The sequence below is a fragment of the Mesorhizobium sp. M1A.T.Ca.IN.004.03.1.1 genome (assembly GCF_003997555.1).
Classification (GTDB): Bacteria; Pseudomonadota; Alphaproteobacteria; order Rhizobiales; family Rhizobiaceae; genus Mesorhizobium.
The window spans coordinates 65,913-83,996 of record NZ_RZTV01000010.1; the positions used below are offsets into that span (position 1 = coordinate 65,913).

The following is an 18,084-nucleotide window of genomic DNA, read 5'->3' on the forward strand; positions in this document are numbered from 1 at the left end:
GGGAAGGCCAGCATTTTCCAAAATGCGCCTTAATGTGACGTCATTGCGCGTTGCACAATGGCTTGCATCTGGCTACACAATGTGCAGCAATCGAACATGCTTGGTTTTTGTGCATGCCTGAATTGACCACATTGGCTTCGCCGCTCGACGTCGGCGGCGTAAGGATACGCAGCCGCGTGTTCCTAGCGCCGATGTCCGGCATCACCGACGAGCCGTTCCGTCGGCGTGCGCATGCGCATGGTGCCGGGCTGGTCGTGTCGGAAATGGTGGCGAGCGGCGAACTGGCCAAGGGCAGGGCCGGCTGCGATCTGCGCATCCGCCATTCCGGGCTGCCCGTCCATATGGTGCAGCTTGCTGGCCGCGAGGCAGCGCACATGGCCGAGGGCGCGCGAATCGCGGCGGGCGAGGGCGCCGACATCATCGACATCAACATGGGCTGCCCGGCAAAGAAGGTGACGGGCGGCTATGCCGGCTCCGCGCTGATGCGCGATCTCGATCACGCGCTCTCGCTGATCGAGGCGGTGGTCGGTGCGGTCTCGGTGCCGGTGACGGTCAAGATGCGGCTCGGCTGGGACGAAAGCGCGCTCAACGCGCCGATATTGGCGCGCCGCGCCGAGCTGGCCGGCGTGCGCATGGTGACCGTCCACGGCCGCACGCGCTGCCAGTTCTATCAGGGTAAGGCCGATTGGCGTGCCATTGCGCGCGTCAAGGAAGCGGTCTCGATCCCGGTGGTGGCCAATGGCGATGTCGGCTCGCCGGAAGCGGCTGCGACGATCCTAGATCAATCAGGCGCCGACGCGGTGATGATCGGCCGTGCCCATTACGGCGCGCCGTGGACCGCCGGCAGCATCGCGGCAGCCGCCGCTGGCATGTCTGCAACCGATATTCCCGAAACGCCCAAGAGGCTTGCTGACTACGTGGTTGCGCATTACGAGGACATGCTCTCGCTCTACGGCGTCGAAAGCGGGCTCCGCCAGGCGCGCAAGCATCTCGGCTGGTATCTGGACAGGCACGCGACTCGTGCTTCGGCGGAACGGCGCAAGCACATCCTCACTTCCTTCGAGCCGGCTGAAGTGATCGCCGGGCTGCGCCAAGCCTTTACCGAAAGCGCGGCATCGCCAGAATTGCGGAGCGCGGCATGAATACGAACCTCCCACAGCCGGCCGACACCGCGGATGCCGCCAATATCGTGCTGAACACCATTCGCCGCCCGGTGATCATGGTCGATGCCGACGGCTTCATCACCTTCGCCAACGCGGATGCAGAGGATTTCTTCCGCTCCAGCGCGACCATGCTGGCGCGCAACACGTTGTCCAAGCTGGTCCCGTTCGGCAGTCCGCTGCTCACCTTGGTCGACCAGGTGCGCGAGCGCCGCGCGCCGGTCAACGAATACCGCGTCGACGTCTCTTCGCCGCGCCTCGGCATCGAGAAGATGGTCGACCTCTATGTCGCCCCGGTGCCGGAGTTTCCCGGCTCGGTCGTGGTGATGTTCCAGGAGCGGTCGATGGCCGACAAGATCGACCGGCAGATGACACATCGGGGTGCGGCCCGTTCTGTCACCGGCCTGGCGGCCATGCTGGCGCATGAGATCAAGAACCCGCTCTCCGGCATCCGCGGCGCGGCGCAACTGCTCGAGCTCTCGGCCTCCGACGAGGACCGTGCGCTCACCCGGTTGATAACCGACGAGACCGACCGCATCGTGTCGCTGGTCGACCGCATGGAAGTGTTTTCCGACGAGCGGCCGATCGAGCGCTTTCCCGTCAACATCCATGTCGTTCTGGATCATGTGAAAGCGATCGCCAAGAACGGCTTTGCAAAAAAAATCAAGATCTTGGAGGAATATGATCCATCGCTTCCTCCAGTCTATGCGAACCGTGACCAGCTGATCCAGGTGTTCCTCAACCTGGTCAAGAACGCCGCGGAGGCGATCGGCACCGACCCGCAGGGCGAGATCGTGCTGTCGACGGCTTTCCGGCCCGGCATCCGCGTTTCCGTGCCGGGAACGCAAGACCGCGTCTCGCTGCCGCTGGAATTCTGCGTGCACGACAACGGCCCCGGTGTTTCCGAGGACATCCTGCCGATCCTCTTCGATCCGTTCATCACCACCAAACCGAACGGCTCGGGCCTCGGGTTGGCACTGGTCGCCAAAATTGTCGGCGAGCACGGCGGCATCATCGAATGCGATTCGACGCAGCGTGGAACCACTTTCCGCGTCTTGATGCCGGCCTGGAAGGACACTTTGCCCAACGCCGGCGACGAAGCTGAAGGAGACCGCAAATGACCGTTCGCGGCAATATCCTCGTCGCCGACGACGATGCGGCGATCCGAACCGTGCTCAACCAGGCGCTGTCGCGCGTCGGCCATGAAGTGCGCGTGACTTCGAACGCCTCGACGCTGTGGCGCTGGGTGGCTGCCGGCGAGGGCGACCTCGTGATCACCGATGTGGTGATGCCGGACGAGAACGCCTTCGACATGCTGCCGCGCATCAAGAAGGCGCGACCCGAGCTGCCGGTCATCGTCATGAGCGCGCAGAACACTTTCATGACCGCCATCCGCGCCTCCGAGACCGGCGCCTACGAGTATCTGCCGAAGCCCTTCGATCTGACCGAGCTGCTCAACATCGTCAACCGCGCGCTTGCCGAGCCGAAGCGGCCGAAGCTGGATTCCCGCGCCGACGATCAGCCGGAGACGATGCCGCTGGTCGGCCGCTCGGCCGCCATGCAGGACATCTACCGCATGCTGGCCCGCATGATGCAGACCGACCTGACGGTGATGATCAGCGGCGAATCCGGCACCGGCAAGGAGCTGGTAGCGCGCGCGCTGCACGAATACGGCCGCCGCCGCGGCGGGCCTTTCGTGGCCATCAACATGGCCGCGATCCCGCGCGACCTGATCGAATCGGAACTGTTCGGCCATGAGAAGGGCGCCTTCACCGGCGCGCAGAACCGCTCCACCGGCCGCTTCGAGCAGGCCGAAGGCGGCACGCTGTTCCTCGACGAGATCGGCGACATGCCGATGGAGGCGCAGACGCGCCTGCTGCGCGTGCTACAGCAGGGCGAATACACGACCGTCGGCGGCCGCACGCCGATCAAGACCGACGTGCGCATCGTCGCCGCCACCAACAAGGATTTGCGGACCTTGATCAACCAGGGCCTGTTCCGCGAGGACCTGTTCTACCGCCTGAACGTCGTGCCGCTGCGACTTCCGGCGTTGCGAGAGCGTTCTGAAGACGTGCCTGACCTTGTCCGGCATTTCTTCAAGCAGGGCGCCAGCGAAGGCCTGCAGACCAAGCGCATTTCCGCCGGTGGCATCGAGCTGATGAAGCGCTATCCCTGGCCCGGCAATGTGCGCGAGCTGGAAAATCTGGTGCGCAGGCTCGCCGCGCTCTATTCGCAGGACGAGATTTCGGCCGAGATCATCGAGGCCGAACTGAAGACCGGCGAGCGATCTGTCGTGCCGGACGGCGGCGCGCTGATCCCCGACGACCTGTCGATCGGCCAGGCGGTCGAGCATTTCCTGCAGCGCTATTTCGCGTCCTTCGCCGGCGACCTGCCGCCCTCCGGGCTCTACCAACGCATCCTCGCCGAGGTCGAATATCCGCTGGTGCTGGCTTCGATGACCGCGACGCGCGGCAACCAGATCAAGGCGGCCGAGCTTCTGGGCCTCAACCGCAACACGCTGCGCAAGAAGATCCGCGAGCTTGGCGTCAACGTCTACAAGGCCGCCAGGCAGCCCTGACTTTGCCTTCACTTTTGGGGATTAAGTCGGGGAAAGATTTCCGTCCCGGCCACACTTGTTGCATAATCGCCACAATGCGTTGCATACATCCGACGCAATGACCGACTCTAGACGGCGATATGGCTGCTGAGGCTCCGACACTGAACCAACCGCTTTTCAGCCGGGCCGGCGTTCGCGACGGCCGCCGGCTGCTGGCGTTGCCCGGCGTGGTCGCGATCGTCGGCGCCATGATCACCGCAGCGATCTCGTTTGCAATCCTTGTCGGTGCGACCCCGATCGCGCCGAATGCAAACGCCACCTGGGCGTTGATCGCGCTCAACGCCGTCTTCGTCCTCTTCCTGATCGCTCTGATCAGCCGCGAGATCCGCCGCATCGTCATGGCCCGCAGGAACGGCCGTGCAGCATCGCGGCTGCATGTGCGCATCGTCGCCATGTTCGCGCTGGTCGCCGCGATCCCGGCGATCATGGTCGCGATCATCGCCTCGATCACGCTCGATATCGGCCTCGATCGCTGGTTCGAGATCCGCACCAAAACGATCGTCAATTCGTCGCTGTCGATCGCCGATGCCTATGTCCAGGAAAATGCCCGCAACCTGCAGGGCACGACCCTGTCGATGGCCTACGACCTCGATGCCTCGCGCACGCTCTACGGGCTCGACCGCACCGGCTTCCTCGACCTCATGAACAAGGAGGCCGTCGGCCGCGGACTGGCGCATGCGGCGCTGATCAAGCCTGACGGCTCCTTCGTCATGAGCGCCAAAACCGACGCCGACTTCGCCATGCCGGAGCCGCCCCCTGGCGCGGTCAACACGGCCGCCGACGGCAAGCCGGTGCTGATCGAGCCGCGCACCCGCAACATCATGGGCGCCATTGTCAAGTTGCGCGAGATCGAAGGTCTTTATCTCTACACGATCCGGCTCGTCGACCCGGACGTTATCAAGGCGCGGCAGATCGTTCGGTCGAACACCGACGAGTATCGCGGACTGGAAGAGAACCGTCGCACTTCGCAAGTCGCGTTCGCGCTGCCCTATCTGTCGCTGACCCTGATCGTCATCCTGTCGGCGATCTGGACCGGCATCGCCGTGGCGGATCGAATTGTCCGGCCGATCCGCCAGCTGATCGGCGCGGCCGACGAGGTGGCGACGGGCAATCTCGACGTCGCCGTCCCCGTGCGTCAATCGGACGGCGACGTCGCTTCGCTCGGCGAGACCTTCAACAACATGATCCTCGAGCTCAAATCGCAGCGCAACGAGCTGCTGTCGGCCAAAGACCTGATCGACGAGCGGCGGCGGTTCTCGGAGGCGGTGCTGGCTGGCGTGACCGCAGGGGTCATCGGCGTCGATCCGTACGGCGTCATTACCATCGCCAATCGCTCGGCCGAAACGATGCTGGCGATCTCGGCGAGTGCCGCGCTCGGACAGAACCTGTCCGCCATCCTGCCTCATGTCGGTCGCGTCTTCGAGATCGGGCGCCAATCCGGCAAGCCGGTCTATCGCGAGCAGGTGACCTTCTTCCGCGCCGGCATGGAACGGACTTTCAATGTCCAGGTCACCGTCGAGGCCGGAGACGACGGCTCGGAGGAAAAATCCTATGTCGTCACCATCGACGACATTACCGATCTCGTGCAGGCGCAGCGGTCCTCGGCCTGGGCCGATGTGGCGCGGCGCATTGCCCATGAGATCAAGAATCCACTGACGCCCATCCAGCTCTCGGCCGAGCGCATCAGGCGCCGTTACGGCAAGGTCATCACCGAGGACCGTGAAGTCTTCGATCAGTGCACCGACACCATCATCCGTCAGGTTGAGGACATCGGCCGCATGGTCGACGAATTCTCGGCCTTCGCCCGCATGCCGAAGCCGGAGATGAAGGTGATAGACCTGCGCGAGTCGCTGCGCGAAGCTTCGTTCCTGGTGGAAGTCAGCCGCTCCGACATTGCTTTCCAGCGTGATTTCGGCAACGAGCCGCTCAAGGGAACGTTCGACAGCCGCCTGATGGCGCAGGCCTTCGGCAACGTCATCAAAAACGCCGCGGAGGCCATCGACGGACTTGATGCGCAAGACCGTTCCGACGGCACAATCCGGATTCAAGCCGGGCGCCAAGATGGCGCCATAAGAATCGATGTTATCGACAACGGCAAAGGGCTGCCGCGCGAGAATCGGCAGAGACTGCTCGAGCCCTACATGACGACGCGCGAAAAAGGCACCGGCCTTGGCCTCGCTATCGTCAAGAAGATCGTGGAGGACCATGGCGGCCGGCTCGAATTGCACGACGCGCCGCCCGATTTCCACGGCGGCCGGGGCGCGATGATCTCGATCATCCTGCCGCCGGCGGCGGTCGTCGCCGCGCCGCCACGCGGCGAAGGCCGCGACGAACACGAACGAGAAACTGAAAAGGTCGGTAATGGCGTCTGACATTCTCATCGTCGATGACGAGGAAGACATCCGCGAACTGGTCGCCGGTATCCTGAGCGACGAAGGTCACGAAACCCGCACGGCACACGATGCCGACAGCGCGCTGGCGGCGATTGCCGATCGCGCGCCACGGCTGATTTTCCTAGACATCTGGCTGCAGGGCTCGCGGCTCGACGGCCTGGCGCTGCTCGACGAGATCAAGACGATGCATCCGAACATGCCGGTGGTGATGATCTCCGGCCACGGCAACATCGAAACGGCGGTGTCGGCCATCCGGCGTGGCGCCTATGATTTCATCGAGAAGCCGTTCAAGGCCGACCGTCTCATCCTGATCGCCGAGCGCGCGCTGGAAACTTCGAAACTGCGGCGCGAGGTGTCCGACCTCAAGCTGCGCAGCGGCGAGACCTTCGACCTGATCGGCATGTCGTCAGCGATGAGCCAACTGCGGCAGACCATCGAGCGTGTCGCGCCCACCAACAGCCGCATCATGATCATCGGTCCTTCCGGTTCCGGCAAGGAACTGACGGCCCGCGCCATCCACGCGCTGTCGGCGCGCAAGAACGGGCCGTTCGTGACGCTGAGCGCCGCCACCATCACGCCGGAACGCATGGAGATCGAGCTGTTCGGCACCGAATCGAACGGCACCGAACGCAAGGTCGGCGCGCTGGAGGAGGCGCATCGCGGCATCCTCTACATCGACGAGGTCGCCGACATGCCGCGCGAGACGCAGAACAAGATTCTGCGCGTGTTGGTCGAGCAGCAGTTCGAGCGGGTAGGGGGCACAAAGCGGGTCAAGGTCGACGTCCGCATCATCTCCTCCACAGCGCAAAACCTGGAGGCCATGATTGCCGATGGCCGCTTCCGCGAGGACCTTTATCATCGCTTGGCGGTGGTCCCCGTCACTGTGCCGGGTCTCGCCGAACGGCGAGAGGATATTCCGTATCTCGTCGACAATTTCATGAAGCAGATCGCGCGTCAGGCCGGTATCAAGCCGCGCCGCATCGGTGACGACGCGCTGGCCGTGCTGCAGGCACACAACTGGCCGGGGAACGTGCGCCAGCTGCGCAACAATGTCGAGCGGCTGATGATCCTGGCGCGAGGCGGCGACGTCGACGCGCCGATCACCGCTGACCTTCTGCCCTCCGAGATCGGCGACGTCATGCCGCGCACCCCCAACCAGTCGGACCAGCACATCATGGCGCTGCCGCTGCGCGAGGCGCGCGAGCAATTCGAGAAGGACTATCTGATCGCACAGATCAACCGCTTCGGCGGCAACATCTCGAAGACGGCCGAGTTCATCGGCATGGAGCGATCAGCCTTGCACCGCAAGCTGAAGTCGCTGGGCGTGTAAAGGCAATCCAGGAAAAGTGGGCAGCGCCGGTTGGGCTCGGCGGCTTCGCCGTACCCTTCCGTCTGGAATTGCCCAAAGCCGGCTGGCCCACGCGATTGTTCATTACGGCAGCGGCGGAATCGCTTAAGAGAGCCGGATATTTCCCTGAGGTAGCCCATGCCGCGCATTGCCTATGTCAACGGGCGCTACGTCGCCCATGCCGAAGCCCGCGTCCATATCGAGGATCGCGGCTATCAGTTCGCTGACGGCGTCTATGAGGTCTGCGAGGTGGCGCGCGGCTTTATCGTCGACATGCCGCGCCATCTGGCCCGGCTTAAGCGCTCGCTCAAGGAATTGTCGATCGCATGGCCCGTCTCGGAAGGCGTCCTGCCGATGCTGCTGCGCGAGGTGGTGCGCCGCAACAACGTCGTCAACGGCCTCGTCTATCTCCAGGTGACGCGCGGCGTCGCCAGCCGTGAATTCGTCTTTCCGGCAGCCGGCACCCGTCCGTCCTTGGTTATAACCGCCCGGAAGGCCGACCCCTCTGCTGCCGCCAAGCGGGTTGAGACCGGCATCAAGGTCATCACCGTCCCGGAGAATCGCTGGGACCGCGTCGACATCAAGAGCACCGGCCTGCTTGCCAATGTGCTCGCCAAGCAGAAGGCCAAGGAAGCCGGCGCCCAGGAGGCCTGGTTCGTCGACTCCGACGGCACGGTCAAGGAGGGCGGCTCGTCCAATGCCTGGATCGTCACCCGCGACGGCGTTCTGGTGACGCGGCCGGCCGAACACGGCATCCTGCGCGGCATCACCCGCACGACACTGTTCGACGTCGCCGAAAAGCTCGGTCTGACGATCGAGGAGCGTGGGTTTTCGATCGCCGAAGCCAAGGCAGCGCGGGAGGCTTTCATCAGTTCCGCGACCACGATCGCCATGCCGGTAGTCGAAATCGACGGCGCGCCGATCGCAAACGGCCACCCCGGCTCCATGACACTTTCGTTGCGGCAGGCATTTTTTGACATTGCGGAAAAAAGTCCAGCCTGATAACCGCAAAGGTGGAATGAACCTCAACTATCTCGTTCTGCTTGTCGTTTAGGCGGCAAGAGGGGGTTTGCGCGCTTGACAGGCGCCGCGTAATTTGGCGCATTGGCCTGCAGACCGAAGGGGATCGGCGAAAGACAAAAACAATGGCGGAACGATCGCAAAACCTTCAGGACCTGTTCCTGAATTCAGTTCGCAAGAGCAAAAATCCACTTACCATCTTTCTCATCAACGGTGTGAAGCTGACCGGCGTGGTCACTTCGTTCGACAATTTCTGTGTGTTGTTGCGGCGCGACGGGCATTCCCAGCTCGTCTACAAGCACGCCATTTCCACGATCATGCCGAGCCAGCCGGTTCAGATGTTTGATGGCGAGGAAGGCCAGGGCGCCTGATTGGCACGTGAGCAGGACGCGGACCGCAGAGTTCGCGGGAAACAAGGACATCAACTCGGGCCGGAAGCCAAGGATCCGACCCGGGCGGTTGTCATTGTGCCGGTGCTTGCGCGCCAGCCGCGCGGCGATGAGGATTCGAGCCGCCCGCGCCTGAGCCGCTCGGCGGATGCCCGCCACGACGAGGCGGTCGGGCTTGCCAGCGCCATCGACCTGGACCCGGTCCACACCGCAGTGGTGACGGTCACCGATCCCCGCCCGGCAACGCTGCTCGGCAGCGGCAAAGTGGCCGAATTCGCCGACATCGTGAAGGAACGCAAGGCGGAATTGGTCATCGTCGACCATCCGCTCACGCCGGTGCAGCAGCGCAATCTCGAGAAGGAACTGAACGCCAAGGTGCTCGACCGCACCGGGCTTATCCTCGAGATCTTCGGCGAGCGCGCCAGGACCAAGGAAGGCACCCTGCAGGTCGAGCTGGCGCATCTCAACTATCAGAAGGGTCGGCTGGTGCGCAGTTGGACCCACCTCGAACGGCAGCGCGGCGGCGCGGGTTTCCTGGGCGGTCCCGGCGAAACGCAGATCGAATCCGACCGGCGGATCCTGCAGGACAAGATCACCAAGCTCAAACATGAGCTGGAAACGGTTCGCCGCACCCGCGACCTGCACCGCGCAAAACGCAAGAAGGTGCCATTTCCGGTAGTTGCGATCGTCGGCTACACCAATGCCGGAAAGTCGACGCTGTTCAACCGGCTGACCGGGGCAGGGGTGCTGGCGGAGGACATGCTGTTCGCCACGCTCGATCCGACGCTGCGCCGCGTGCGCCTGCCGCACGGCACGCCGATCATCCTGTCGGACACGGTCGGCTTCATCTCGGACTTGCCGACTCATCTGGTCGCGGCCTTCCGGGCGACGCTGGAAGAGGTCGTCGAGGCCGATCTCGTGCTGCATCTGCGCGATATCTCTGATCCGGACACGGCAGCGCAGGCCGAGGATGTCGAGCGCATCCTTGGCGATCTCGGCGTCGATGCCGCGGACACCAGCCGCGTGATCGAGGTGTGGAACAAGATCGACCTGCTCGACGAAGGCAATCGCGAGCGCCTGCTTGCCGAGAGCGCCGGCGGCAAGGCGCCGCCGATCGCGATATCGGCAGCGACCGGCGAGGGGATCGATGCGCTCAAGGCGCTCATCGAGGCCAGAGTGTCGGGCGAGTTGGAAACGATGACGGTGACGTTGAGCCCGGCTGAGCTCGGCCAGGTCGACTGGCTCTATCGCAATGGCGATGTCGTCTCGCGGAGCGACAATGAGGACGGCAGCGTCACCATCTCACTGACGGCCACGCACAGCGCCCGCCAGGAGATCGAGACCCGGCTGAACCGCAGGAACCACGGCTAGGCCGCTGCTTATCTTGCGTTTTTGGCCTGCTGCCAGAGGGTTTCCATCTCGTCCAAAGTCGCCTGTTCCAACGACCTCCCGGAAGCCTCCAACTCCCGCTCGACATAATGGAAGCGCGAGCGGAACTTCTCGTTGGTGCCGCTCAGCGCGGCTTCGGCATCAAGTCTCAAATGGCGGCCGAGATTGACGACGGCAAACAGCATGTCGCCGAACTCATCCTTGATGGGTGCCGCGTCGCCCGTGACCAGCGCCTCGCGCAGCTCGCCGATCTCTTCCTCTATCTTGTCGAGGATGGGTGCTGCCTCGCTCCAGTCGAAGCCGACGCGCGCAGCCTTCTCCTGCAGCTTCAACGCGCGGGTCAGCGCAGGGAGCGCAACCGGCACGCTATCGAGATAGCCCTTGCCGTGATCTTCCGGGTCGAGGCCGCGCGCGATGCGGGCGTTGCGCTTGTCGGCCTTCTCCACCGCCTTGATCTTCTCCCACATGCCCTTGGCCATCCCGGCGCTGCGCGCCTTCTCGTCGCCGAAGACATGCGGGTGACGGCGGATCATCTTGGTGGTGATCGCCTCGACAACGTCGCCGAACGCGAACTCGCCAATTTCCTGCGCCATCTGCGCGTGGTAGACGACCTGCAGCAGAAGGTCGCCCAGTTCCTCTCGCAGATCGTCAAAGTCGCCGCGCGCGATCGCATCCGCCACTTCATAGGCTTCCTCGATCGTGTAGGGGGCGATGGTGGAAAAGTTCTGCTCGATGTCCCAGGGGCAGCCGGTCTTCGGCGCTCTGAGTGCCGCCATGATCTCGATCAGACGGGAGATGTCTTTGGAGGGTTTCATGCAACAAACCCTAGCGCGCGCCGCGGCGGGCGACCAATCCCGCGGGCTGGCAAAAGCCGATTGTCCACAGTTGCGCCGGCACTCAGTCGAGCACCGAAACGATCGCCTTGGCGAGCTCGTCCATGCCGTCCTCAGGCAGACCTGCCACATTGATGCGGCTGTCACCTGCCATATAGACGGCGTGCTCGGTGCGCAGACGCTCAACCTGCGCTTCGGTGAGCCCCAGGCGGGAGAACATGCCGCGATGGCTGGCGAAGAAATCGAAGCGATCGGAGTTGGATTGCCGGCGCAACGCCTCGGCGAAGGCGACACGCAGCCTGAGCATGCGCAGCCGCATCTCCTCGAGTTCCGTCTCCCAGACCTTCTTCAGATCGGCGTCTTCCAGCACCATGCGTACGGCCGCAGCGCCATGGTCCGGCGGCATCGAATAGAGCGCTCGCGCCGCTGCCAGCATCTGGCTCATAGCCACGTGGGCCTGTGCGCCGTCCTTGGCCATGATCATGGCGGAACCGACGCGGTCGCGATAGACGGCGAAATTTTTCGAGCAGCTCGAGGCGACGACCATCTCGGGCACCTTGCCGGCGAGCAGCCGCAGGCCGGCGGCATCGGCGTCGAGCCCTTCGCCAAAGCCCTGATAGGCGATGTCGACGAAAGGCAGCAGGCCGCCCTCAAGCAGAACGTCGGCAACCTTCGCCCATTGCGCAGCATCCAGATTGGCGCCGGTCGGGTTATGGCAGCAGCCATGCAGCAGGACGACATCCCCGCTAGTGGCGGTCTTGAGCGCCGCCAGCATGTCGTCGAAACGGACAGCGCCGGAAACAGCGTCGAAATAAGGATAGTCGCGCACCTGTAGGCCGGCGGCGCGCATCACCGGCTGGTGGTTCGGCCAGGTCGGATCGGAGAGCCACACCGTCGCGCCCGGCCGCGTGCGCTGCAGAAGCTCGGCCACCAGCCTGAGGGCGCCCGATCCGCCCGGCGCCTGCGCTGCGCGGATGCGCGAATGATCGGCGTTATCGCCGAAGGCAAGCCTGATCATGGCGGCGTTGAAGCCGATGTCGCCGGCGAGGCCGAGATAGGTCTTGGTGTCCTGGCCCGCGAGCAGCCGCTTCTCAGCCTCGCGCACGGCCCGCATCACCGGCGTCCTGCCGTTACGATCCTTGTAGACGCCGACGCCCAGGTCGACTTTGCCGGGGCGCGTGTCGGCGTGGTAAAGGCCGATCAACGCAAGGATCTTGTCGGCGGGCGCGGGCTGCAGGGTCTCGAACATCGATAGGGCTCCAGTGGCGGCGGAGTGATACGCAAATCGGCCGCGCTTCGCCAGCGGTTTCCTCCATATGCCGCTCGGGCGCTCGCTCACCCGAGGCCGGCGCAACTCCTCGCGGGAATCGCAAAAAGAAACGGCAGCCAGGGATTAAAATCCCCACATGCTCCGTAAACAGGGCATGAAACGGTCGATGGCACGCTTCGATATCGTCGGGCAGTTGGGATCGCTGCGGCGCTACGCGCGCTCGCTGACGCGCGACAGCGCCGATGCCGAGGATCTGGTCCATGACGCGCTGGTGCGCGCCTATGAGCGGCGCGGCACCTTTCGCTCGGGCGGCAACCCGCGCGCCTGGCTGCTGGCGATCCTGCACAACATCTTCATCGACCGCATGCGCTCGCGGCGGTCCGAGACAGCGCGCATCGAGCAGGCAGGCCGTCTCGCCGAGCAAAACATGCCGGCGTCCCAGGACCATTCGGTGCGCCTTTCGCAGGTGCGCGAAGCCTTCCTGTCGCTGCCGGAAGAGCAGCGCGCCGCGCTGCATCTCGTCGCCATCGAAGGGTTGAGCTACGCAGAGGCCGCCGAGGTCAGTGGCGTCCCGCTCGGAACCCTGATGTCGCGCATCGGCCGCGCTCGTGCGGCGCTGCGCGAGATGGAGGAGGGCGCTCCGGCGCGCGGCAAAAATCACCTGAGGATCGTGGGAGGTGAATCATGACCGCTATCGTCGATCCGGTGACCGATGCCGATCTCGACGCCTATGTCGATGATCAGCTCGACGTCGCCCGCCGCATCGAGGTCGAGGCGTTCCTGTCCGCTCGTCCCGAAGTGGCCGCGCGTGTGATGTCGGATCTCAGAACGCGCGACGAGTTGCGCGTGGCGCTGGCCGGGCCAGGCGCAATGGCGCGCCCGGCGACGACCGACGCGGCGCGTCGGCTGGAAAGGGTGCTTGCCAGGGACCGAGCCTTTTCCGTGCTGCAGCGCGCCGCGGCCGCCGCCGTGCTGGTGGCGGCAGGGTGGCTTGCGAACGGCGTCTTCGGGCCGATCGCCGTCAGCAAGGTGGTCGCCTCGACGCAGCCGCCCGCCTATGTCGAGGAAGCGGTGAGCGCGCACCGGACGACGCTGGTGCGTGAGACGATGCCGTCCCAGGCCGAGGCGCCGAATTACAATGCCGACGAGATCCGCGCCGCGACCGCGATCGTCATGCCGTCATTGCCCGACGACTGGCGGATCCGCGATGTTCAGATCTATCCGTCGCGGTTCGGGCCGAGCGTCGAGATGGCACTCGAAACGAAGGACCTCGGGTTGGTGTCGCTGTTTGCGATCAGGCCAGGCACGTTCGACGTCGTGAAGCCCACCGTCGCGCCCTTGGGCGATATTTCGTCCGCCTATTTCCAGATCGGCGAGGTCGCTTACGCCGTCGTCGGACAAGGCGATGCCGGCGATCTCGACCGGGCCGCCGAAAAGCTCGCCCGCACTCTCTATTGAAGCAGCCAATCGAACCGACCAAACCAAGGAGAAACGAAATGAACAGCCCTAATCTTGGATACCGAATGGGCACCGGCGTTCGGGCCGGTGCCGTCTATGACGAGGGCCTGCGCCGGCACATGCTGCGCGTCTACAACTATATGGGCCTCGGGCTCGTCGTCACCGGCCTCGTCGCCCTTGTTGTGGCCTCGACGCCGGCGCTCTACGTCCCGATCTTCTCCACGCCGCTGAAATGGGTGGTGATGCTGGCGCCGCTCGCCTTCGTCATGTTCTTCTCCTTCAAGATGCAGACGATGTCGGCGGCGAGCGCGCAGGCGATGTTCTGGGCCTTCTGCGCGGTCATGGGCCTGTCGCTGGCTTCCGTGTTCCTGGTGTTCACCGGCACCAGCATCGCGCGCACCTTCTTCATCGCCGCCACCATGTTCGGCGCCACCAGCCTCTACGGCTACACGACCAAGCGCGACCTGACGCAGTTCTCGTCCTTCCTGATCATGGGCCTGATCGGCGTGGTGATCGCGAGCCTCGTCAACCTGTTCCTCGGCTCGACCGCGCTGCAGTTCGCCATCTCCGTGATCGGCATCGCCGTCTTCATCGGCCTGACCGCCTGGGACACGCAGACGATCAAGGAGCAGTATGCCGAGAATTTCGACGCCGAATCGCAACAGAAGCTCGCCGTCTTCGGCGCCTTCTCGCTGTATCTGAACTTCATCAACATCTTCCAGCTGCTGCTGAATTTTACCGGCGAGCGCGAATAGTCCGGACCGTAGCAGGCAACAGCTTCGTACCGTGGCCGACGGGTAAACCGCTGGCCACGGTTTTTCTTTTGGCGTTGCATCTGGCGTGGCAGTGCTGGTCGTTCACGGCGGCTGCTTGAGGGGATGCCGCACTGCCTGCTGCCCTTGAGTTCAGGCGAGGCCTTTTGCTAGCCTGCCGGCCCGACCAGCCAGTCGCGAGGACGCATGGACCAGCTGACGCTTGACGGTGACGGCATCTCGGCGACGATTGTCGGGCAGGGGGCGGAGCTGGTCTCCTTGCGCGATGCCGAAGGCGCGGAACTTCTGTGGCAGGCGGGGCCTGAATGGCGGCGTCATTCGCCGGTGCTGTTTCCGATAGTCGGCCGGCTGAAAGGCGACCAGTTGCGCCATCGCGGCAAAGCCTATCCAATGACGCAGCATGGCTTCGCCCGCGACAGGCGCTTTGCCTGGGCGGAGCAGGGCCTTCCTCTTGCACGCTGGTCCTGACCGATGACACCGAGACCCGCACCCGCTACCCATTCGCCTTTCGGCTGGCCATAAGCTACAGCCTCGGCCCCAGCCAGCTTGGCGTGACCTTCGAGGTCGCCAACACAGGCGACGAGGTGCTGCCGGCCTCGGTCGGTGCCCACCCGGCCTTCAACTGGCCTTTGCTGCCGGAATTGCCCAAGGAAGCCTACCGGCTGACCTTTGCCGACGATGAACCCGCTCCGATACGGCGCCTGAAGGACGGGCTCATGCTGGCGACGCCGCAGCCAACGCCCGTCGAGGGCAAGACGCTTGCCCTCTCCGAGCGGCTGTTCGATGACGACGCCGTCATTCTGGACCGGCCCGCCAGCACCAGCGTGCGCTATGCCGCCGGGCGGGGGCCGGCGATCGAAATGTCGTGGCAGGGATTCAACGAATTGGGCATCTGGTCCAAGCCCGGCGGCGCGCCGTTCCTCTGCATCGAGCCCTGGCATGGCGTTGCAAGCCCGGTCGATTTCGACGGCGAATTCGCCGACAAGCCGGGCGTGATGCTGATCCCGCCAGGCGCCAAGCGCAAGTTGACCTACCGGATCACCATCAGCCGGGATGCATGAGGCATGGCGTTCGCGATCAAGGCCGAGGTCAAGGATCCGCTGGCCGAGACATTCTCATTCGCGGCGCAGAAAACCATGTATGGCGGCAAGCATATCGCCGAAGGCGACACGATCTTTGTGTTCGCCAGCGAAAACGAAGGCGGGCAGGGGCTCATCGCGCGAGGTGTCGTCACGTCCTCGCAGGCAATTGCGAAACGACCCGATCTTGAACGGCAGACGCCCCGTGTTAGCGTCTCCATCCGTCGCGCCGCCGTGGCGACCAGGCGGTTGGGCCGCGACGAGCTCAAGCGCAACACGCTTCGTTGTAAACATTCCGGCCACATGATTTGAAGGAGACGCACCATGGACCGATTCACCGGCGGCTGCCTGTGTCGCAATGTCCGACTTGTGGCGTCGGGCCGCCCATACAGGGTCTGCATCTGCCATTGTCTCGATTGCCGCAAACATCATGGCGCGCTCTTTTATGCTTCGGCGGTATTCCCTCAGGACGCGGTTACGATCGACGGTGAGACGCGCGACTATGCCGGGCGGTTTTTCTGTCCGCGCTGCGGTTCGTCCGTTTTCGCACGCACCGCGGACGAGATCGAAGTGCATCTCGGGACCCTGGACGCCCCAGACCAGCTAGCCCCGACCTACGAAAGCTGGATCATCCGTCGCGAGTCGTGGCTGCCGCCGTTTCCAGTCAGCAAGCGATACGAGCGCGATCGCGAGGCGACGAGCCGCTTCGAAGAATAGGTCGCGCCATTCCTTTCTGGCCGTCAGTCCGGAAGCCCGGCCTTGCGGAACCCGTCAACGAAATGCTCGAGCATCGCGTCGTCGCGGAACGGCTCGGTCCAGACCCAGTGGCTGGTCGTGAAATGCGGGTTGGCGATAAGGAACATCTCGACCTCCGCGCGCGCCTCTTCGAACCGGCCGAGCTGCGCAAGGCTTGCCGCCAGGAAACGGCGTGAGCTGGTCCGATAGGTCTCGTCCCGGCGCAGCGTCTCGATGGCGGCTTCATAGTCGCGGGCCGCATATTGCGCGGCGCCGAGCGTGAGATAGTACCAACTCGGCGGAAACGGGTTCAGCCGGAACGCCTTGCGAATGTGCTCAAGGCCTTCCTCGATCCGCCCGGCTAGGACCTCAATATCGGACAATGTCGCCCAGGCGTCGGCCTCGTTCGGATCGAGCTCGAACGCTCTGGCGAATTCGGCATCCGCCTCGCCGAAGCGATGCTCATAGGCAAGCAGGTTGGCAAGCACCCAGCGGCAGCCGGCGTCGTTGGGGTCGATCGTCACGGCTTTGCGGGCCAGCTCCAAGGCAATGCTCCGGTTGGGGTCGACGGGCTCGCCCCAATGCACCCATCCCATCCAATGGTTCATGGCGAGCCAGCGATAGGCCTCGGCATATTCCGGATCGAGCGAGACCGCGCGCGTCAGCATCAGATGCGCCTCCCGCGCCGTCTGAGGCGAGTCGTCGATCAGTTTTCGCGCCCGCACGCACAAATCGTAGGCCTCGAGATTCTTGGGCCGATTGCGCGGCGGCTGCGTGCGCAGCCGGCCGAGCAGCGCCTCCACGATCTTGGCCGTTACCTCGTCCTGGACGGCAAAAATATCTTCCAGACTGCGATCGAAGCGTTCCGCCCACAGATGTTCACCGCTCACCGCGTCGACAAGCTGCGCGTTGATGCGCACACGCCCCGCGGCGCGCCTTGCGCTCCCCTCAAGCAGGTAACGCACGCCAAGGTCCTCGGCGATCGCGCGCACATCCATCGGCTTTCCCTTGTAGACGAAGACCGAGTTGCGCGCGATGACGAACAGTCCCGCGTTCCTGGACAGGTCAGTGATCAGGTCTTCGGTCAACCCGTCCGCGAAGGATTCCTGCTCGGGATCATTGCCGAAATTGACGAAGGGCAGCACGGCTATCGAAGGCTTGCCGGGCAGTGGCAAAGGTTTTCGTTTCGTCTCGCCAAGCTGTTCGATGACCCCCGTGAAGCGATAGCCGACGCGCGGCACCGTAGCGATCCATTCACCGCCGTCGGCGGCGGGGCCGAGCAGCTTTCTGAGCTGCGCGATCTGGACGGTGAGGTTGCCTTCCTCGACGGCCGTGCCCGGCCATGCCGCGTCCATCAGCTCGGCCTTGGCCAGGATTTCGCCGGGACGTTCCACGAGCGCGGCAAGCAGCTTCAGCCCCCGATAGCCGGCGGCCACGGGGACATCGTTCCGAAGCAATGTTCCCGCAGCTGAATCAAGCACGTACGGGCCGAAGGCAAAGCGCGATCCCTGCATGCGGCGCATCTATAGAGCAATTCCAGGAAAAGTGTGAGACGGGTAGAGCAGTTCGTCATGTCCGATGAACCGCTCAGGCCGATTTGGAAGTTTTGAGAACTATTTG

Annotated in this window: 16 protein-coding genes and 1 pseudogene; 14 read left to right on the forward strand and 3 right to left on the reverse strand. The window is 64.2% G+C overall.

Going from position 1 to position 18,084, the window contains the following annotated elements; translation table 11 throughout:
* Window positions 1–113 precede the first annotated feature (113 nt).
* From dusB to hflX, 8 genes are all read left to right on the forward strand, one after another.
* Entirely contained in the window at window positions 114–1,142 is a 1,029-nt protein-coding gene (gene dusB / locus EOD29_RS24915) for a tRNA dihydrouridine synthase DusB (RefSeq protein ID WP_127248200.1), read from the forward strand.
* Window positions 1,139–2,281, forward strand: coding sequence for a nitrogen regulation protein NR(II) (locus tag EOD29_RS24920; protein WP_127248201.1), 1,143 nt, complete (start codon window positions 1,139–1,141; stop codon window positions 2,279–2,281). The genes dusB and EOD29_RS24920 overlap by 4 nt, the downstream gene beginning before the upstream one ends.
* On the forward strand, window positions 2,278–3,738 hold the full coding sequence (gene ntrC / locus EOD29_RS24925; protein WP_066989709.1) for a nitrogen regulation protein NR(I): 1,461 nt from the start codon (window positions 2,278–2,280) through the stop codon (window positions 3,736–3,738). The genes EOD29_RS24920 and ntrC overlap by 4 nt, the downstream gene beginning before the upstream one ends.
* Window positions 3,739–3,857: 119 nt before the next feature.
* On the forward strand, window positions 3,858–6,149 hold the full coding sequence (locus tag EOD29_RS24930) for a PAS domain-containing sensor histidine kinase (protein WP_095800702.1): 2,292 nt from the start codon (window positions 3,858–3,860) through the stop codon (window positions 6,147–6,149).
* Window positions 6,139–7,500: a sigma-54 dependent transcriptional regulator gene (locus tag EOD29_RS24935; RefSeq protein ID WP_066989715.1), complete on the forward strand. Its 1,362-nt coding sequence runs from the start codon at window positions 6,139–6,141 to the stop codon at window positions 7,498–7,500. The genes EOD29_RS24930 and EOD29_RS24935 overlap by 11 nt, the downstream gene beginning before the upstream one ends.
* 156 nt (window positions 7,501–7,656) lie before the next feature.
* Window positions 7,657–8,520, forward strand: a complete 864-nt coding sequence (locus EOD29_RS24940) for a D-amino-acid transaminase (protein WP_067321352.1) — start codon at window positions 7,657–7,659, stop codon at window positions 8,518–8,520.
* Between the two features lie 143 nt (window positions 8,521–8,663).
* Window positions 8,664–8,909, forward strand: coding sequence for an RNA chaperone Hfq (hfq, locus tag EOD29_RS24945; protein ID WP_066989720.1), 246 nt, complete (start codon window positions 8,664–8,666; stop codon window positions 8,907–8,909).
* Window positions 8,910–10,298, forward strand: a complete 1,389-nt coding sequence (gene hflX, locus EOD29_RS24950; protein WP_066989724.1) for a GTPase HflX — start codon at window positions 8,910–8,912, stop codon at window positions 10,296–10,298.
* Between the two features lie 8 nt (window positions 10,299–10,306).
* On the opposite strand, the gene mazG is transcribed toward hflX, so the two are convergent.
* Entirely contained in the window at window positions 10,307–11,131 is an 825-nt protein-coding gene (gene mazG / locus EOD29_RS24955; protein ID WP_095780474.1) for a nucleoside triphosphate pyrophosphohydrolase, read from the reverse strand.
* An 82-nt stretch (window positions 11,132–11,213) separates the two neighbouring features.
* Window positions 11,214–12,398, reverse strand: coding sequence for an amino acid aminotransferase (locus EOD29_RS24960; RefSeq protein WP_127248202.1), 1,185 nt, complete (start codon window positions 12,396–12,398; stop codon window positions 11,214–11,216).
* Window positions 12,399–12,585: 187 nt separating this feature from the next.
* On the opposite strand from EOD29_RS24960, the gene EOD29_RS24965 reads away from it, so the two are divergent.
* The 6 genes and pseudogenes from EOD29_RS24965 (at window position 12,586) to EOD29_RS24990 (ending at window position 16,446) form a co-directional block, all read left to right on the forward strand.
* The gene (locus EOD29_RS24965) at window positions 12,586–13,107 is read left to right on the forward strand and encodes a sigma-70 family RNA polymerase sigma factor (RefSeq protein ID WP_245307415.1); all 522 of its coding nucleotides are present in this window, start codon (window positions 12,586–12,588) and stop codon (window positions 13,105–13,107) included.
* Complete coding sequence (locus EOD29_RS24970; RefSeq protein WP_067321338.1) at window positions 13,104–13,877, forward strand: anti-sigma factor; 774 nt, start codon at window positions 13,104–13,106, stop codon at window positions 13,875–13,877. The genes EOD29_RS24965 and EOD29_RS24970 overlap by 4 nt, the downstream gene beginning before the upstream one ends.
* Before the next feature lie 38 nt (window positions 13,878–13,915).
* The gene (locus tag EOD29_RS24975) at window positions 13,916–14,632 is read left to right on the forward strand and encodes a Bax inhibitor-1/YccA family protein (protein WP_067321335.1); all 717 of its coding nucleotides are present in this window, start codon (window positions 13,916–13,918) and stop codon (window positions 14,630–14,632) included.
* Between the two features lie 204 nt (window positions 14,633–14,836).
* A pseudogene (locus EOD29_RS24980) lies at window positions 14,837–15,711 on the forward strand (aldose 1-epimerase family protein).
* A 3-nt stretch (window positions 15,712–15,714) separates the two neighbouring features.
* Window positions 15,715–16,041, forward strand: coding sequence for a hypothetical protein (locus EOD29_RS24985; protein ID WP_245475418.1), 327 nt, complete (start codon window positions 15,715–15,717; stop codon window positions 16,039–16,041).
* Between the two features lie 12 nt (window positions 16,042–16,053).
* Complete coding sequence (locus EOD29_RS24990) at window positions 16,054–16,446, forward strand: GFA family protein (RefSeq protein WP_095825420.1); 393 nt, start codon at window positions 16,054–16,056, stop codon at window positions 16,444–16,446.
* A 23-nt stretch (window positions 16,447–16,469) separates the two neighbouring features.
* On the opposite strand, the gene EOD29_RS24995 is transcribed toward EOD29_RS24990, so the two are convergent.
* Window positions 16,470–17,987 carry a winged helix-turn-helix domain-containing protein gene (locus EOD29_RS24995; RefSeq protein ID WP_245457153.1) on the reverse strand — a complete coding sequence of 506 codons (1,518 nt, stop codon included), beginning with the start codon at window positions 17,985–17,987 and terminating at the stop codon, window positions 16,470–16,472.
* Window positions 17,988–18,084 lie beyond the last annotated feature (97 nt).

Bases quoted from the DNA above. Each gene is read 5' to 3' on its own strand.
- dusB (WP_127248200.1), top strand. From the start codon at position 114: ATGCCTGAATTGACCACATTGGCTTCGCCGCTCGACGTCGGCGGCGTA.
- EOD29_RS24920 (WP_127248201.1), top strand. From the start codon at position 1,139: ATGAATACGAACCTCCCACAGCCGGCCGACACCGCGGATGCCGCCAAT.
- ntrC (WP_066989709.1), top strand. From the start codon at position 2,278: ATGACCGTTCGCGGCAATATCCTCGTCGCCGACGACGATGCGGCGATC.
- EOD29_RS24930 (WP_095800702.1), top strand. From the start codon at position 3,858: ATGGCTGCTGAGGCTCCGACACTGAACCAACCGCTTTTCAGCCGGGCC.
- EOD29_RS24935 (WP_066989715.1), top strand. From the start codon at position 6,139: ATGGCGTCTGACATTCTCATCGTCGATGACGAGGAAGACATCCGCGAA.
- EOD29_RS24940 (WP_067321352.1), top strand. From the start codon at position 7,657: ATGCCGCGCATTGCCTATGTCAACGGGCGCTACGTCGCCCATGCCGAA.
- hfq (WP_066989720.1), top strand. From the start codon at position 8,664: ATGGCGGAACGATCGCAAAACCTTCAGGACCTGTTCCTGAATTCAGTT.
- mazG (WP_095780474.1), bottom strand. From the start codon at position 11,131: ATGAAACCCTCCAAAGACATCTCCCGTCTGATCGAGATCATGGCGGCA.
- EOD29_RS24960 (WP_127248202.1), bottom strand. From the start codon at position 12,398: ATGTTCGAGACCCTGCAGCCCGCGCCCGCCGACAAGATCCTTGCGTTG.
- EOD29_RS24965 (WP_245307415.1), top strand. From the start codon at position 12,586: ATGGCACGCTTCGATATCGTCGGGCAGTTGGGATCGCTGCGGCGCTAC.
- EOD29_RS24970 (WP_067321338.1), top strand. From the start codon at position 13,104: ATGACCGCTATCGTCGATCCGGTGACCGATGCCGATCTCGACGCCTAT.
- EOD29_RS24975 (WP_067321335.1), top strand. From the start codon at position 13,916: ATGAACAGCCCTAATCTTGGATACCGAATGGGCACCGGCGTTCGGGCC.
- EOD29_RS24985 (WP_245475418.1), top strand. From the start codon at position 15,715: ATGGCGTTCGCGATCAAGGCCGAGGTCAAGGATCCGCTGGCCGAGACA.
- EOD29_RS24990 (WP_095825420.1), top strand. From the start codon at position 16,054: ATGGACCGATTCACCGGCGGCTGCCTGTGTCGCAATGTCCGACTTGTG.
- EOD29_RS24995 (WP_245457153.1), bottom strand. From the start codon at position 17,987: ATGCGCCGCATGCAGGGATCGCGCTTTGCCTTCGGCCCGTACGTGCTT.